Source organism: Paraburkholderia sp. BR10936, assembly GCF_040965735.1.
GTDB classification, from domain to species: domain Bacteria; phylum Pseudomonadota; class Gammaproteobacteria; order Burkholderiales; family Burkholderiaceae; genus Paraburkholderia; species Paraburkholderia nodosa_A.
The window spans coordinates 277,191-293,231 of sequence record NZ_JBFRCM010000005.1; the positions used below are offsets into that span (position 1 = coordinate 277,191).

Annotated in this window: 15 protein-coding genes; 2 read left to right on the top strand and 13 right to left on the bottom strand. The window is 64.0% G+C overall.

All coding sequences use genetic code 11. From position 1 onward, the window contains the following. Nucleotides 1–65: 65 nt before the first annotated feature. The 9 genes from scpA to AB4Y36_RS13555 are packed head-to-tail and all read right to left on the bottom strand — an operon-like array spanning nucleotide 66 to nucleotide 8,746. Nucleotides 66–2,129: a methylmalonyl-CoA mutase gene (gene scpA, locus AB4Y36_RS13515; RefSeq protein WP_368683216.1), complete on the bottom strand. Its 2,064-nt coding sequence runs from the start codon at nucleotides 2,127–2,129 to the stop codon at nucleotides 66–68. Then, nucleotides 2,122–3,003 (bottom strand): Pnap_2097 family protein, encoded by an 882-nt coding sequence (locus AB4Y36_RS13520; protein WP_368683217.1) that lies wholly within the window; start codon nucleotides 3,001–3,003, stop codon nucleotides 2,122–2,124. Before AB4Y36_RS13520 ends, scpA begins: the two co-directional genes overlap by 8 nt. Beyond that, complete coding sequence (locus AB4Y36_RS13525) at nucleotides 2,987–4,255, bottom strand: MSMEG_0569 family flavin-dependent oxidoreductase (RefSeq protein WP_368683218.1); 1,269 nt, start codon at nucleotides 4,253–4,255, stop codon at nucleotides 2,987–2,989. Before AB4Y36_RS13525 ends, AB4Y36_RS13520 begins: the two co-directional genes overlap by 17 nt. A 53-nt stretch (nucleotides 4,256–4,308) precedes the next feature. Then, the gene (locus AB4Y36_RS13530) at nucleotides 4,309–4,590 is read right to left on the bottom strand and encodes an MSMEG_0570 family nitrogen starvation response protein (RefSeq protein ID WP_342946478.1); all 282 of its coding nucleotides are present in this window, start codon (nucleotides 4,588–4,590) and stop codon (nucleotides 4,309–4,311) included. Between the two features lie 20 nt (nucleotides 4,591–4,610). Next, entirely contained in the window at nucleotides 4,611–5,606 is a 996-nt protein-coding gene (locus tag AB4Y36_RS13535) for a sll0787 family AIR synthase-like protein (protein ID WP_368683219.1), read from the bottom strand. Beyond that, the gene (locus AB4Y36_RS13540) at nucleotides 5,603–6,142 is read right to left on the bottom strand and encodes an MSMEG_0567/Sll0786 family nitrogen starvation N-acetyltransferase (RefSeq protein ID WP_069268573.1); all 540 of its coding nucleotides are present in this window, start codon (nucleotides 6,140–6,142) and stop codon (nucleotides 5,603–5,605) included. Before AB4Y36_RS13540 ends, AB4Y36_RS13535 begins: the two co-directional genes overlap by 4 nt. After that, nucleotides 6,139–7,260 (bottom strand): MSMEG_0568 family radical SAM protein, encoded by a 1,122-nt coding sequence (locus AB4Y36_RS13545; protein WP_368683220.1) that lies wholly within the window; start codon nucleotides 7,258–7,260, stop codon nucleotides 6,139–6,141. The genes AB4Y36_RS13540 and AB4Y36_RS13545 overlap by 4 nt, the downstream gene beginning before the upstream one ends. Then, nucleotides 7,211–8,245: a Nit6803 family nitrilase gene (locus AB4Y36_RS13550; RefSeq protein ID WP_368683221.1), complete on the bottom strand. Its 1,035-nt coding sequence runs from the start codon at nucleotides 8,243–8,245 to the stop codon at nucleotides 7,211–7,213. The genes AB4Y36_RS13545 and AB4Y36_RS13550 overlap by 50 nt, the downstream gene beginning before the upstream one ends. An 18-nt stretch (nucleotides 8,246–8,263) precedes the next feature. Further along, nucleotides 8,264–8,746, bottom strand: coding sequence for an MSMEG_0572/Sll0783 family nitrogen starvation response protein (locus AB4Y36_RS13555; protein ID WP_069268576.1), 483 nt, complete (start codon nucleotides 8,744–8,746; stop codon nucleotides 8,264–8,266). 366 nt (nucleotides 8,747–9,112) lie between these two features. Here AB4Y36_RS13555 and AB4Y36_RS13560 point away from each other — a divergent pair, with 366 nt between their 5' ends. Further along, entirely contained in the window at nucleotides 9,113–10,504 is a 1,392-nt protein-coding gene (locus tag AB4Y36_RS13560) for a PLP-dependent aminotransferase family protein (RefSeq protein ID WP_342946483.1), read from the top strand. A 64-nt stretch (nucleotides 10,505–10,568) separates the two neighbouring features. On the opposite strand, the gene AB4Y36_RS13565 is transcribed toward AB4Y36_RS13560, so the two are convergent. From AB4Y36_RS13565 to nthA, 3 genes are read right to left on the bottom strand one after another with little or no spacing between them, the layout of a single operon-like run. Further along, nucleotides 10,569–11,810 carry a GTP-binding protein gene (locus AB4Y36_RS13565; RefSeq protein WP_368683222.1) on the bottom strand — a complete coding sequence of 414 codons (1,242 nt, stop codon included), beginning with the start codon at nucleotides 11,808–11,810 and terminating at the stop codon, nucleotides 10,569–10,571. Next, nucleotides 11,807–12,517 (bottom strand): nitrile hydratase subunit beta, encoded by a 711-nt coding sequence (gene nthB, locus AB4Y36_RS13570; RefSeq protein ID WP_342946485.1) that lies wholly within the window; start codon nucleotides 12,515–12,517, stop codon nucleotides 11,807–11,809. Before nthB ends, AB4Y36_RS13565 begins: the two co-directional genes overlap by 4 nt. Before the next feature lie 50 nt (nucleotides 12,518–12,567). Further along, the gene (gene nthA, locus AB4Y36_RS13575; RefSeq protein WP_342946486.1) at nucleotides 12,568–13,167 is read right to left on the bottom strand and encodes a nitrile hydratase subunit alpha; all 600 of its coding nucleotides are present in this window, start codon (nucleotides 13,165–13,167) and stop codon (nucleotides 12,568–12,570) included. Nucleotides 13,168–13,574: 407 nt separating this feature from the next. Here nthA and AB4Y36_RS13580 point away from each other — a divergent pair, with 407 nt between their 5' ends. Then, complete coding sequence (locus AB4Y36_RS13580) at nucleotides 13,575–14,972, top strand: amidase (RefSeq protein WP_368683223.1); 1,398 nt, start codon at nucleotides 13,575–13,577, stop codon at nucleotides 14,970–14,972. Between the two features lie 89 nt (nucleotides 14,973–15,061). On the opposite strand, the gene AB4Y36_RS13585 is transcribed toward AB4Y36_RS13580, so the two are convergent. Next, nucleotides 15,062–16,009 carry a helix-turn-helix domain-containing protein gene (locus AB4Y36_RS13585; protein WP_368683224.1) on the bottom strand — a complete coding sequence of 316 codons (948 nt, stop codon included), beginning with the start codon at nucleotides 16,007–16,009 and terminating at the stop codon, nucleotides 15,062–15,064. Nucleotides 16,010–16,041 lie beyond the last annotated feature (32 nt).

Below are 16,041 nucleotides of genomic sequence, written 5' to 3' on the forward strand. Positions count from 1 at the left end.
CGCTTCGGATGTTCGAGCCCGCTTTCGCGCCGAGGGGCATGCCACAGGAGACGTGCTCGGCGCCCTCAAGCAGGCGCGTTAGTCTCGTGTCTCGTTACGCTTAACAGCTTGCGCACGATGCTGTCGAGTGGCGTGTCCGGGCCGAATTGCGCCGCCACGCCATGCGCCATGAGCCGCGCATGATCTGCGCGCGGGACGATCCCGCCCACGACGACTGGCGCGTCGATATCGGTCGCGCGCAGTGCCTCGATCAGCGCCGGAACGAGGCTCAGATGCGCGCCCGCGAGCGTCGAAACCCCGACGATGTCGGGCGAGCGCGAAGTCGCCCATTGCGCGGCCTGTCCGGGTATCACAAAGAGCGGACCGATCTCCGTCTCGAAGCCTGCGTCGGCGAGCGCGGCGGCCACCACGCGCACGCCACGATCATGGCCGTCCTGGCCGAGCTTGAGCAGGACGATGCGAGGCGCGCGGCCGCGCGATCGCCGCCACTTCGCTACGGCGTCCTTCGCCGCCTCCCAGGCGGCATCGCTTGCACGAGCTTGTGCCCAGGCGCGCCGGTCCGCACGCACCGGCGCGCTCCAGCGCGGCCAAACCTGTTCGAGCGCCGATGTGCATTCGCCAACCGTTGCGCGCGCTCGCATTGCGTCGATTGTCGCCGCGAGCAGATTGCCCTCGCCGCTTCTAGCAACTTCCGCGAGCCGCTCGAGCGCGACGCGCACTCGCTGTGGATCGCGATTCGCACGCAGCCGGCGGAGCCTGTCGGCCTGAAGTGAGTGTATCCGCCGTGCATCGACATCGAGGCTTTCGCTTTCGTCGTCGTGCGGCACCTGGAAGCGATTGACACCGATAACCGCGCGCTCACCCGAATCAGTCTGCGCCTGAATCCGCGCCGCGCCCTCGTGTACGCGCGCCTCGACCCAGCCCGACTCGACTGCCGCTATCACGCCGCCTTGCGCGGCGATTTGCGCGAGCATCTCGCGCACCGCGTCGGCGGTACGCGCCGTGAGCACTTCTATCAGATACGAGCCTGCCCAGGGGTCGACTACGTCGCACAGGCCCATCTCGTGTTGCAGGATCAGTTGCGTGTCGCGCGCAAGCGTCGCGGCGTCCTCGCCGGGCAACGAAAGCGCCTCGTCCCACGCGTTCGTATGCAGCGATTGCGTGCCGCCGAACACGGCAGCCATCGCCTCGACTGTGGTACGCACGATGTTGTTCTGCGCGCGCCGCGCAGTCAGGGTCGAACCGGCAGTCTGACAATGCATGCGCAACTGCATGCCACGCGGATCGCGCGCGCCAAACGAACGCGCAAGCTCGGCCCACAGCACGCGCGCGGCGCGCAGCTTGGCGACCTCGCCGTAAAAGTCGCGCCCGACCGCGAAGAAGAAGCTCAACTGGCGGCAAACGCGGTCGACGTCGACGCCGAACCCGATCAGCCGCCGCACATACTCGCTCGCATTCGCGAGCGCGAGGGCGAGTTCGAGCACGCCGTCCGCGCCGGCTTCCTGGATGTGGTAGCCGGAAATCGACATCGCATTGAAATGCGGCATGTGCTCCAGCACGTAGCGAACGACGTCCGTCGCGATCCGCATCGAAGGCTCGGGCGCAAAGATGTAGGTGTTGCGCACCATGAATTCCTTGAGGATGTCGTTCTGGATAGTGCCCCGCAATTGCGCCGCGTCGACGCCCGCCTCCTGCGCCGCAACGATGAATGCCGCGAGCACCGGCAGCACCGCACCGCTCATTGTCATGGAAACGGAAACGCGGTCGAGCGGAACGCCTTCGAACAGACGCGCCATGTCTTCTACGGAATCGATGGCGACACCGGCCACGCCCACGTCAGCAGCAATATCTGCGTGATCGGAGTCATAGCCGCGATGAGTCGGCAAGTCGAAGGCGACCGACAGCCCCATGGCGCCCGCCTCGAGCGCGCGTCTGTACGCCAGATTCGAGACGCCGGCGTCGGCTCGACCCGAGTATTGCCGGATTGTCCACGGCCGCTCGGTGTACATCGTCGCGTGCACGCCACGCAAATAAGGATATTCGCCTGGCCGCGCGTCGAGCCACGGCACGCCTTCGAGATCGGCGGCGCTGTAGAGCGGCTTGCGCGGCAGGGATGTCGTGTCATTCATGCGACCACCGTTTGTGCGTAACGACATCGGCAATGCGCACGCCGTCCGCCGCGCGCGCTATCGAGCACCAGTGCGAAAGGCCGCCATGATTGGTGTGACGCGCGCCGAACGAAAGAGTCAAGCGATCGCCCACGTTTGCGTTGCCGTAGAAGGCCATGTCTCGTTCGACGAGCCACGGTGGCGCAGAATTCGACGCCGAGCGCCAGTGCCATTCGGCGCGCTCGACCATCGACTGAAAGCTTGCGAAGTAAAGGAGATGCGCGCCGTTGAAATCGAGCGACGGGCACGGCAGGTACTCGACAACATGCTGCGCGGCGTGTTCCGCCCGGTCGAGCCGGCCATGACGCGTCCACTCGCCAGTGCGGAAGCGCTTCGCCTGGGCGGCGAGTTCCATCGCCGCATTCGGCGTCGCTCGCGGTGGCGCGCCACAGAACATCGCCCGGCACACCGAACGGTTGTCGCCAATGCGTTCGCGGCGCACGAACGTCGAAATCATCTCCACGCTTGCGATGGCACTCTCGGGCGTGAACACGCGAAAGACGCCAAAATGCCGCGCGAGCGCGATGCGTTGGACGTCGGCTTCGATCGCGAAGCGCTGATGCTCGCCAACCTCTTCGAGTCGCGCCTCGCGCACGCGGATCGCCGTGAACGCGGCATACGACTTTTGCCCTTCGTCGTCGTAGAAGTCCGGTGAGGCCAGACCTGCCTGCCGCGCGAGCGCGTTCCAGTGCAGTTGCCCGCAAGTGCGCAGAAGCCACTGCTCCGAGAGGCCCGCGAAGGCCAGCTCGGGCATGCCGGCGACGTACTGCGTGCGCGACGCGCCCTGTGTCTGCATGCGCACGGGTTCACGCGTCTTTTCAGGCCGCGCGCGCATCGGGCCTCGCCTGCGCGGCAATGAGGTCCGCGAGATACGCGGCGTCGCGCGCAACGCCCGAGAAGCGCCCGGAACCCCACGTATGCAGCCACGGCAGGCCGAGAAAATAGAGGCCGTTCTGCGCCGTGACGCCGCGTACGTGGCCAGGATAACCGCGCCCGTTGAAAACCGGCAGGTCGATCCAGCCGAAGTCCGGCCGAAAGCCGATGCACCAGACGATGCTGCCGATACCGCTCGCCGCGAGATCCAGCAACTCGCGCTCCGCTTGCGGCGCCCAAATCGGTTGATAAGGGCTGCCATGCGGAGCGCTGATGCCCTGTTGCGCGATGAACCTGTCGATCGACGCATTGATACGGTTATACGTGGCGTCTGCACTGTCGAGATTCTCTTGCAGGTTCGGCGCGAATCGCAGCATCCCGTCTGCATAGTCCTCGAGCACGCCGTAGAGCTCCATGCCTTCGTGAGCGAACTTGCGCAGGTCGATGTCGCGTCCGCCGTCACGACCCGTCACGTAGTGGTTAGTGTTGTCGCGCACGCCCTCACGCAGCGGATGTTCTTCGACCGGCATGTCGTAGTACTTCATGTCGGCAAGCCAGTCGACCACGTCGCGGCCGCGATAGAAGCGCGCGCAGCGCGGCGCCTCGCCCACTGCGAGCACGACCTTGCGGCCAGCGAGATGCAGGTCTTCGGCGATCTGCGCGCCCGACTGCCCCGAGCCGACCACCAGCACGGCACCTTTGGGCAAAGCTTCCGGCGTGCGATATTCCGACGACTGGATCTGTACGACATGGGCGGGCAGCCGCTCGGCCATGCGCGGCACAATCGGTGTGTGGTAGCCGCCCGAGGCCACCACTACCTGGTCGGCGCTCAGTGCGCCGTCCGAGGTCTGCACGAAAAAGCCGCCCTGTGGACGGCGTGCTACGCGCGTCACGGCCACGCCTTCGCGCACGGGCGCATCGACGTGACGCACGAAGCCGTCGAGCCACGCGATGATCTCGTCCTTCTTCATGAAGCCGTGCGGATCGTCGCCGCGATAGGGATAGTCTGGCAATGCACACTGCCAGTTCGGCGTGACGAGGCAGAACGCATCCCAGCGCTGCAGGCGCCATGTATGCGTGACGGAGCGCTTTTCAAGCACGACATGATCGATGCCGGACTGCTTGAGGTAATAGCTCATCGAGAGGCCGGCTTGACCGCCACCGACAATGGCGACGCTGACATGGGCCTCGGCGGCAGGTGCCTGAATGGACATAGGAATCTCCTTAAGCAACGTTCGCGGCGGTCACGCCACCGCGACGCTGTGAATCAATCGACGCTCACGACAGTGACGAGCGCCGCCGGTTGCGAATGGAATGGCTGTGCTGTGCGTTCGATCACGTCCCACTGATCGAGTGCGGACGAACACGCGTAGCCGAACTTCTGGCGCACGCGCTCTGACGCCGCGGCCAACGCGTCGTGCGTCGCATCGAGAAAGGCGTCGAGCGGATAGTCGCCGGGTTGCAGATAATCTCGGACAACGGTCGAGGGCGAATAGCAACGCGCTTCGGTGCCGTCCGGCCAGCGCACGACGAAATGAGTGACGGGCATGATGGAGTCCTGGTCGGGTGCTACGAAGATAGGCTTGCGAATGCGCGCGTTGCGCGGCGGTCCGCGGGCACGATGAAGGGCTCCGCGTCGAACCGCCAGACGGTGCGCGTTTCGCCCTGCAAGCGCACGTCTACCGAGGGCTCAGGCTGCATCTCGCCGATCCCGGCGCATGCAATGCCGCGCCCCTCGAACCGTGCGATCACTTCGGCTACATGTTCTTCGCGCACGCTCAGCAAATAGCCGTAGCTCGGAAAGATCTGGAGCCAGCGCGAAAGCGGTACGCCGTCGGGCTTCGGCAAGTGGGCGAGATCGATCACGACGCCCACCCGAGAGCACTCGGCCAGCATCATCGCGGTGCCGACGATACCGGCCATACTGATGTCCTTCGCCGCCACGCACAGGCCGTCTTCAGCGATCTGCGCGAGCAGCGCGAGATCGCCGCGCAGACGTTCGGCCGGCGCTTCGGTGGCCGCGTTCCAGTAGGGATACGGTTCGACGAATGCGCCGCGCAAATCGACCGCCATCAGCAGCCTGTCGCCCGAGCGTGCCTCGAAGCTCGATAGCAGGCGCTTCGCGCGGCCAAGGATCGCGACTGCGAGTTGCGTGCGGTCGCTGCGCGCATTGCTGTGCCCGCCCACAACAGGCACGCCGAGCTGCCGGGACGCCGCCGCCATGCCTTCGAGCACCTGCGCAGCGGGTGCGATGCCCTGACTCCAGATCACGTCGACGACCGCAATGGGCCGCCCGCCCATCGCGCAGACATCGCTCACGTTCACGAGCACCGAGCAATAGCCCGCGAACCACGGCATCGCCTCGATCAGGTCGCTCACCATGCCCTCTGCGGCAAACAGCAGGTAGCCGTCGCCATCGGGAAGCGCGGCGCAATCATCACCGGCGGCCATCACCACGGATGCGTCGTAGCCCGCGTCGAGCGCGGCGAGCATCGGCGCGATGTCGGTCTTGTGCGCAAGTCCGCGGCTCGCCCGGATCGTCTCCACGATTGCGTCGAGCGTCATGCGGCCCTCCGCTGGTCAATGGTGAATCCCGCATACGGCGTCGCGCACGGAGGATAGTGCGCAAGATCGGCCCGCATGACGTGATGCGCGCGCCCGAACACGATCACCTCGTCGAGCGTGCACCAGTGCAGACGGCGGAAGAGCGGCGCGTTCTGCGCCTGCACGCGCGCGAGAAACGTCGTGCAGCCGAGCGCGTGGGCGCTGCTCACGGCGAGACGGATCAGTGTCGCGCCGATGCGCCCGTGCCGGCGAAAATCCGCGCGCACGGCAAGCCGCGAACCGTACCAGACCGATGCATCTGCGGGATCGCGATGAATGCGCACGGTGCCCACCACCCAAGGCGCCGTGCCGCCAGCGCCTTGCACGGCGACGAGCAGTTGCGCAGCGTCGTCAGTTTCGTCTCGATCATCTCCCTCGAAAATGCCTTGCTCTTCGCAAAACACGGCACGGCGAATCGCCAATGCTTCTTCGCGCTCCCACGGCTCGCTGGCCCAGCGCACGACGATCTCCTCGTCGGTATCGTGCGACGCACTCATGCCGCCTCCTTTTCGAATGAAGCGAGCGACGAGCATGCTCCGCATTTGCCGCAGCCTGCCTTGATGTCGTCGGCACGCAGGCCCGCCTCGCGCACCATCGCCCCGAGCGGCGCGAGAATCGAGCGCATGAACTCGGGCGTGGGGGGCGCGTGGTCTTCGAGCGGCGTGCCCGCAATGGGCACGAACGGCACTACGAACGGATAGACGCCGATACGCAGGAGTTGCTGCGCGGTATCGAGAATCCGTTGCGGTGTGTCGCCGAGGCCGGCGAGGAGGTACGTGCTCACCTGACCGCGCCCGAACACACGCACGGCCGCTTCGAACGCTTCCATGTAGCGGCTCACGGGCACCGACGCCTTGCCGGGCATGATGCGCGCGCGTTCGGCCTCGCCGATCACTTCGAGATGCATGCCGAGCGTGTCGATGCCCGCTTCGCGCATGCGCCCGAACCAGGCGTCGTCGTCGGGCGGCTCGCATTGCGCCTGAATCGGCAAATTGACCGCGCGCTTGATTGCCCGCGCGCTTTCGCAAAGAATCGCGGCGCCGCGGTCGGGCGTGGCTGGCGTGCCCGTCGTGAGCACCATGTGCTTCACGTTGTCGAGCAGTACCGCCGCGCGAGCCACTTCGGCGAGTTGCTCCGGTGTCTTGCGCGCAATCGTGCGGCCCGCCGCGAGCGACTGGCCGATTGCGCAGAACTTGCAGGCCTTCTTACGGCTCTCATAGCGGATGCAGGTTTGCAGCACCGTCGTCGCAAGCACATCGGTGCCGTGCAGCGTCGCGATATGCGAGTACGGCACACCATCGAGCGTCTGCAGCTTGTAGAAGCGCGGTGTCTTCGCAAAGGCAATCTGCGCAACGGGAATGCTGCCGCGCCTGAGCACGCTCACACCGGCATCGTCGGGCGCATCCGCAACGAATGCAGACCGGTGCGCGCCGTGCGTATGGACCGGCACCATGAGCGCAACGCCGTCGATCACAACGGCCTTGTGGTCCGACGGTCCCGCGCCTCCGCGGCGCGACAGGCCCGTCGACTCCGGCTCGGCCAGACGCAGTCCGCTCGACTGAAGTTCAGTCAAGAGTTGCAGGTTCGATTCCGGCAGGTTGACGCTGGCATTCATCGTGGGCACTCCTGGTGGGGACGACTGGGGCGACGCTCGCCTCGTCGAGAGAAAACACGGGCGTGGCGGGCCGCTCGTTGATCGCGAGACTCAACAGCTCGGGCCGCGCATAGTGGCCGACCGAGTCCATCATGCGTTTGCGCTTGGTGATGAGCGCCATGTCGAGATCGGCGATCACCATGCCTTCGCCTTCGCGCAGCGGCGCGGCCAGATGCTGGCCTTCCGGCGAGACGATCGCGGCATTGCAGCCGCCACGCAGCGCTTTTTGCAGCCTGGGGTCCGTCGTGATCGATTCGATCTGCGCGTCGCTGAGCCATCCCGTTGCGTTCACAACGAAGCAGCCCGACTCCAGCGCGTGATGACGGATCGTCACTTCGATCTGCTCGGAGAAGATCGGCCCGACGAGCGAGCCCGGGAACTGGCTGCAGTGGATCTCCTCGTGCTGCGTCATCAGCGCGTAGCGCGCGAGCGGGTTGTAATGCTCCCAGCAGGCGAGCGCACCCACGCGCCCCACGGCCGTTTCCGCGACCTTCAGGCCTGCAGCGTCGCCCTGCCCCCAGATCATGCGTTCGTGGAAGGTGGGAGTGATCTTGCGGCGCTTCACCTTGATCTGGCCGTCCGCGTCGAAGACCAGCTGCGTGTTGTAGAGGCTGCCGTAATCACGCTCGTTCACGCCGAGCACGATCACCATGCCGTACTGGCGCGCGAGCGAGGCCACCGTGTCCGTGACGGGCCCGGGTATCGCCACCGCCTGCTCGTACAGCCGCAGATGCTCGGCGCCCGATTGCACGGGTGGCAGTACGAACGAGAAATACGGGTAGTACGGCAGAAAGGTTTCGGGAAACACGGCGAGCTGCACGCCCTCGCGCGCCGCGGCGACGATGGCCTCGCCCACGCGCTCGAGCGTTCGAGCGCCCGATTCGAGATCCGGTGCAATCTGCACAGCCGCCGCGCGGACGACGCGTTTCGTGGATGTGGTCGACATGGCGATACCCGTGTGCGTTCAAACAGTCCAGGTGTCGATCACGAGCGCGTTCGACTTGCGATGCAGCAGTTTCAGGTCGAGCACGTCGAGCGGATTGATGGGGCGCACGCCTTCGATTAGCGCAGCCTCACCGTGGCCATAGAGCGCCTGCAACGCAAAGCGGCACGCATAGACCTTGCCGCCTTCGGCCATGAACTTCATCAACTGGTTGTTGAAGTTCAGATGGCCCGGAAACGCTTCGGCGCCAAGCGTGGGAAAGCCGCGCTGCACGCCCAGCATCACACCGGGACCGTAAAGCAGGATCGACGTTTCGAAGCCCTTGCGTTGCAGCCGCGTGGCTTGCAGCATGTTGACGAAACCAATGGAACCTTCGAATGCGACCGTGTGGAACGTAACGAGCGCTTTCTCGCCGGGTTCCGCCTTGATGTCCTCGAATACCTTCTCTTCGTAATCGACGAGGAAGTCGCCGGTCTTGTGGGCGGGCGTGGTGATGGCGGGCATTGCGTGACTCCGTTCAATAATTGAGGACTGTGGCCGACCTGTGGCCGGCGTCTCTCTTATCGCAACGGGTATGCCATCAATCGGCACGCTTCATGCGATCAATTGGCAATCAATGCCACGTGCCGCGAATGATCCAGACGATTTTTTTCGTGAAGCGCGTGCCAGGCGCGTATGCACGCCGCGCCCCGGCGTTGTTGTGATCTGGCACACGCCCTGGCTCGGGGCAACGCCCATTCGCTTCAGGTGCATGCATGCATCAATTCGGATCATTCAACGCGATCGCATGCGATCAATTGTTTATTTTTCCGGCGCCCGTTCTCACTAGAATGAATGGGCCCACTATTGAAGGCGCCTGCGCGCACGTCCATGACGAACGTCACTGCCCATTGGCTCAAGCGGCTCGCCGAGAGCGACAAGCCCGTTTATCAGACCATTCCCGACCTCATCGAAGAAGATGTGGCGAGCGGCCGTCTGCGCCCGCGCGACCGCCTGCCTGCGCTGCGCGATCTTTCGGATGCGCTGAAGATCAATTACACCACGCTCGCGCGTGGGTATGCCGAGGCGCGCAAGCGCGGCCTGATCGACTCGCGCGCAGGCAGCGGCTCGTATGTGCGCGGAAGGCCGCCCGCGGTGCCGCTGCGTTCGGGCACCTCGCTCGAAATGACCATGAACATGCCGCCGGAGCCGCCGGAAATGACTGCACTGCTCGCGGAGTCGGCGGCACAGATCATCGGCGCGGCCGACCCGTGGTCGATGTTGCGCTATCAGGATTTCGGCGGCTCGCAGTTCGAGCGCAGCATGGCGAGCCAGTGGCTGCGTCACACCCTGCCTGCGCACCGCGCGGATGCGCTGCTGGTGTGCCCAGGCATACACAATGCCCTCGTTGCGCTGCTGCTGCGGCTCGTGAAGCCCGGTGAAGCGATCTGCACTGATTGCCTCGCGTATCCGGGCTTGAAGGTGATCGCGAATCAGCTTGGCATGCCGCTCGCGCCGCTGCCGCGCGATGATGAGGGCCTGAGTGCCACGGCGTTCGAGGTGCTTTGCAAGACGCGCAGGCCGGGCGTGCTCTACTGCAATCCCACGCTGCAGAATCCGACCACGCGCACGCTCTCGCAGAACCGTCGCGAACATGTCGCCGATATCGCGCTGCGCTACAACGTGCCGATTATCGAGGACGACGCCTACGGCATGCTCTCTGAAATGCCGCCCGTGGCGCTCGCGACGCTCGCACCGGAGCTGACCTACTACGTGACCGGGATGTCGAAGTGCTTTGGCGCGGGATTGCGTGTGGCCTTCGTCGTCGCACCGAGCGCCCGGCATGCCGAACGTCTCTCCGGTGCGTTGCGCGCGACCACGGTGATGGCAAGCCCGTATATGTCATATCTCGCGGCACGCTGGATCGAGAGCGGCGTGGCGCAACAAATGCTGAAGGCAATTCGGGGAGAGTGCGAGGTGCGCCAGCACATGGCGGCGCAAATATTCGCCTCGCGCGAAATCGAGGGATCGAGAGACTGCTTTCATCTGTGGCTAAGAGTGCCCGCCGAAACCGGCTGGAGCGCATCCGAACTCGCTTCACATTTGCGCACGAAGCAAATCGGCGTGGTCTCCGGCGCGGCATTCAGTACAGACGGCAATCCGCCAAATGCCGTTCGCATCTGCCTTGGCGGTCCCGGCGACGCGTTCGCGATGGAGGAATCGCTGCATCTGGTGGCAGACATGCTGGATCATCCGGACAATCTTCATTCCCCGATGTTGTAAGCAGTCAGGCGCTTGTCTTCGAGTCGCCGGGGCACGCCGCGTAATTTCGCACGGCATCGCGAGATCAGTACTGAGCAGCGGCTCCGGCGTCGAAATCGGCTGCACCCGCGAGGTTTGCCCAGAACTCCGGGCCTTGCTCGATTTCAGCCATGGTCAGAAGGCATGCGTCCAGTTCAGTCTTGAGTACATCCCAATCGATCGACTGCCCGATGAAGACGGTCTCCTGCCGGCAATCGCCCCCGGGTTCTTGCCATTTTTCAACGATGCGTTGCCGGCGATAGTCATCTTTAGGCCATTCGGACTCGGCAATAAAGCGCCACCACCGCCCGACGTAGCCCCACTGAAACCGGCCTCCGCTTTGCACCAGCATGCCGATGTCGGGATACCGGTTCGCGAGCCAGACATACCCTTTGCATCGCAACAGACGCCCGTTTGTCCACGGACGGTGCAGAAAGGCAAGCAAGCGCCCCGGATGAAACGGCGCGCGCTCGCGGTACACCCAAGACGCTATGCCATAGGTGTCGGATTCGGACGGGCGCTCGTCATCCTCCATACGTTGCATCCATCCTGGAGTATGCGCAAGGCTCGGCAGGTCGAACTTTCTGGTATTCAGAATCCGGGCTGGATCGACCTTGCCGTGCTCCATCGGCAGGATCTCCGCCTGAGGATTCAGCCTGAAGAGAAGCGCCCGCAATCTGGCGAAACCTTCCTCGCCGATCCGGTCGAGCCGGCTGACCAGGATCACGTTCGCATACTCAACCTGCTCGACCAGCAGATCGGACAGTTTATGCTGCGCCTGCGCACCCTTGCCTTCATCCTCGAAGGAGGCTTCAGATTCGAGCATTACCTCGAAACTTTCCCCGTCAACCACAGTGACCATCGTATCGAGCCGAGCCAGCTCGCTCAGGCTGAAGCCCTGTTGATCAAGGAACGCGAACGTCTCTGCCACCGGCATCGGTTCGGAAATACCAGTCGATTCAATCAGCAGATAGTCGAACCGACCCTCACGCGCCAACGCGCCAACCTGCTCGAGCAGATCGGCGCGCAACGTGCAGCAGATACACCCGTTACTCATTTCCACCAATTCATCGCTGCCCCGATGCAGTTCGACATGACGCCGGACGTCTTCGGCGTCGATGTTGACCTCGCTCATATCGTTGACGATGACGGCGACTTTCATGCCGGCGCGGTTGCGCAGCACGTGATTGAGGAGCGTGGTCTTTCCCGCACCAAGAAATCCCGACAACACAGTCACCGGGATTCTGGGTGTAGCGGCTCCCCGAAACAGGGAATCGACCGAGGTCACGCCGTCACGCCTTGCTCAGCCGATCTGGCGATCAGACTCGTCGTCACGTCAGATGCGGCGGAACGCTGTGTAGCCTTATCCAGGTAGCCCTCCCACAGATCGACCACCACAAGGCCATCGTCGGCGGCATCGCCCCACAGATCCTTGACCTTGAATTCAACGTGATAGGTGGGCTGGTGCACCGCGGTCTGGTCGCCATGGCCAATCGTGTCGGGGTACGGCCACTTCACTGTCGTGCGATGCAGCACCACGCCTTCCTTGCCGCGGATGTAGCCTGGTACACGGATGTGCCCCGCCACGTATTCGTCGCGCACCACGACGCGGTCGCCAACCTCGAACGGCGGCCGGCCCGTGATGGCGGGGCGCCCTTTATTGATGGTCGGCACGGCGAGCTGGAACTTCGAGCCGAGCGCGCGATCGAGTTCCTCCTGCGTCAGCACGCCCTTCTCAACCAGCAACGTGGCTGTCGCGATGACGTAGCGCTCGAAATACAGTGTATTGGCCTGCTGGCGAAACTCGATGCGCTCCACCGCGTGCCGCGCCTCGTCGACGCTGAACAGTTTCAGATGATCTGCGCCGACAAACATCAGGCTGTAGGCCAGGTGCTCCCAGTCGTCGTGAAAGACCGGCTTGTAACTCTGGCTGTTGATGGTGTGGCGCACCCTGCCAAAGCCTTGAACGCCGCCGAGGTCGTGAAAGCCGTCCATGTTGAGTCTCCTGAATGAAATCGGGCAGAAGAAATGCGGGCCAGCGGCCCTTACTGCACGCGTGGGAGTGCCACACCGATCAGCACGTCCTTCGTGACCAGTTTTTGCAGTTCATCCTCGCTCATATGTTCGGTGCCCGCCGGCCGAACTGGCAGCACCAGATAGCGGCTTTCCGCCGTGGTGTCCCAGACCTTCACGACCACGTCCTCGGGCAACTCAGTCCCCAGTTCACGCAGCACCGTGCGGCCCTCGCGCACCAGACGCGCTCGGTACTCGAACGACTTGTACCACTCGGGCGCGAGCCCCAGCACCGGCCAGTTGGTGCAAGAGCAGAGGCTGCAGACGATCACGTTCTTCAGCGTCGGCGTATCTTCCAGCGCGACCGCATATTCGCCTTGCGGGCCGGTATAGCCGAACTGCGCGCAGGCGGCCGTGCCGTCACGCAGCAGCAGCTCCCGGAATTCCGGGTCCACCCACGCCCGCGCCACGATCCGTGCGCCATTGGACGGGTCCCACTGGTTCTCCATCAGGTCGGTCATACTCTCGACGTAGCCGTCCGGAATGAGATTCTTATCCTTCAGAACACGGAACAACGCCCACGCCCGCTCCGCGGGCGTCGACGTGAGTGCCTGGGTTTCGTGCTTGCTCATGTTCGGGACTCCTTGTGGAAGCTGCAATCTTCGAAGGCTGAAAGCCGGACGTGCCACCGACACGTTGCATTCGTCCGCGCGGCCAACCGTGTATGAAACATCTTAGGGCGAACCGCGCTTTCCGGCTTGACTCGCGTTGCCATCCGGCTTGCCTCGGACAGACAGTCTCTCCGCGGCGGCCGTGTATGTGACGAGTTCGCGCATTGCTGCTCCGCCCCGTAATCTCGCCGCCGAGCAAACGAATACTGCCCCGCTCTACGCCTTCCGAACCCCGAACATGGCGACACGAAGTTGTCCCTTCGAGCAAATCGGATTGGCAAACGCAGACAAATTCCCCGATGAACGCACTGCTAGAGTCCAGGATGAATGCGCCTTCGCCTTCATCCGAACAAACCGTGAGAAAGCCCATGGAAACCGATCTGCATTACCTGGAACTGCTCGACGTAGCGCACCGCATCCAGACCCGGAAAATCTCGTCCACCGAAGTCACGCAGGCGCTGCTGGAACGCATCGGCACGGTTGACCGGGAATTGCGCAGCTACGCGACCGTTATGGCCGAACAGGCGATGAGCGATGCGAGGCGGGCGGACACGGAGATCGCGGCCGGCAAGAGGCGCGGCCCGTTGCATGGTGTGCCGATCGGCGTGAAGGATCTGTGCTGGACAAAGGGCGTGACGACCATGGCCGGCATGCCCATCTATCGCGATTTCAAACCGACCGAGGACGGCACGGTGGTCGAGAAGCTTCGCGCGGGAGGCGCAGTGATTCTCGGAAAATTGCAGATGACGGAAGGCGCTTATGTCGATCATCATCCGGACATTCGGCCGCCGATCAATCCGTGGGATCCGACCCGCTGGACGGGCGTGTCGTCGAGCGGCTCAGGCGTCGCAACGGCTGCAGGTCTTTGCTACGGATCCATCGGGACAGATACCGGTGGATCGATCCGTTTTCCGTCCGCCGCAAATGGCGTCACCGGACTCAAACCCACCTGGGGCCGTGTCAGCCGGCACGGCTCGTTCGAACTGGCCGCCACACTCGATCACATCGGGCCAATGGCACGCAGCGCCGCCGACGCGGGCGCCATGCTCAGCGTCATCGCCGGCGTCGACCCCAAAGACCCGACCGCGAGCCGCGAGCCGGTGCAGGACTATCACGTAGCAGCAAACCAGGGGGTGCGCGGGTTGCGAATCGGCGTCGACAGGCGGCTCAATCAGCACCCCGTTGACGAACCCACTCGGCGCACGCTCGAAGCCGCACTCGAAGTGGTCATGTACCTTGGTGCGCAGATCGTCGACATCCGCTTCCCCGATACGACCCAGGCATTCAAGGACTGGGTAAATCTGTGCGCTATCGAAGTCGCGGTAGCGCATGAGAAGACGTATCCGAGGCACAAAGAGCAGTACGGCCCGTCGCTCGCCACCGTGATCGAGCAGGGCCGTGCCCTGAGCGCGATGGAATACCAGCGCATCGTGCTTCGACGCCACGCATTCGCGGGACACGTGCAGGCCGTGTTTGACGACATCGACGTGCTGCTGATTGCATCCACGGGCGTCGCAGCTCCGACGCTCGAGCGCGTGTCGAAGATCGGTGAGGAAGAGGAACTGCTTGGCGCGATGCTGCGATTCACGTGCCCGTTCGACATGACCGGCAGCCCAACCATCACGCTGCCAGGCATTCCGGCTGCAGGAGGCCTGCCGGTCGGATTCCAGTTCGTCGGGCGGCATTTCGACGAAGCCGCTCTAGTGCGCGCCGGTGGTGCCGTGCAAAGCGTGACAGACTGGCATCGCCGGCATCCGCCCGTTTGAGTCACGGGCGGGAAAGGTTGAGTCCGCGACTGCGGTGCGGGTCGCGAAGCGTGCTGCAGGCAAAGGTCCGCGCACGCTTGCCGCGGGCGTCAGCCCGCTTCTCCGTGCAACAGACTGCCCGGCGTGGTACCGAACGCCTTCCTGAATGCCCGGGAAAAATGCGCGAGATTGTTGAATCCGCATTGCAACGCGGCTTGCGAAACTTGACGGACGCGGCGCTCCGTCAAGATCGAGAAGCTTGCTTCCAGTCGTCTCTGCCAGACGTGGTGCATCACGGTCGTGTTCCGGCTGGCGAACGCCCGGACCAACGTCCGGTTCGACACGTGCAGCGCCAACGCGATGTCAACACTCGTCAACGTACCGTCGTCGAGGTGTCCGCGAATGTATTTGTCTGCGCGATCGAACAGTGTGTCGTAGCGTGACGCGGCCTCGCAACCGCTGCCCGCTGCCTGCACCTCCATCGCCGCGGTCAACGTGTCCACCAGCGCGGACGCAAGCCGGGCCTCGGCGGCACCGCAGCCGGAATGACATTGCCATCTGTACGCCTCTTCCGCCATCTCGTGCAGCAGACGGGCCATGGCCCTGCCCTCGGCGATGCGAACCGCCATCATCCGTTCCGCGCCGCTGAACCGCGAGAGCAACTGCGCACGCGGAATTCGCAGCAGGTAAGTCGAGTCCGACATCAATCCGTTGATGAACGGCCGCGCCGCATCGCACAGGACGATGTCGCCCGGCAGCAGTTCGACCTCACGATCGTCCTGCATCATCGTCGCTGCGCCCGAGCGCACCATCAGCGCGACGAAATCCTCGTTTGGCATCGCCCGGATATTGGCTTCGGTGCGCAGGAACGTGTGCTCTCCCGAATTCATATGGCAAATCGTCAGGCTGCCCAGCGAATGGCCCGACAACGCTCCGGAAAAATCGGCCTGCGTGCCGAAGTTCGCATTCGCGGGAATCAATTGCTTGCAAACGCACTCGGCCCAGTAATCGAGCCGATGTCCGGCCCTCACCGCCGTGGTCGAATAGCTGAAGTTCATAATCCGTCTACTCCATGATCGGGATCGGAAGG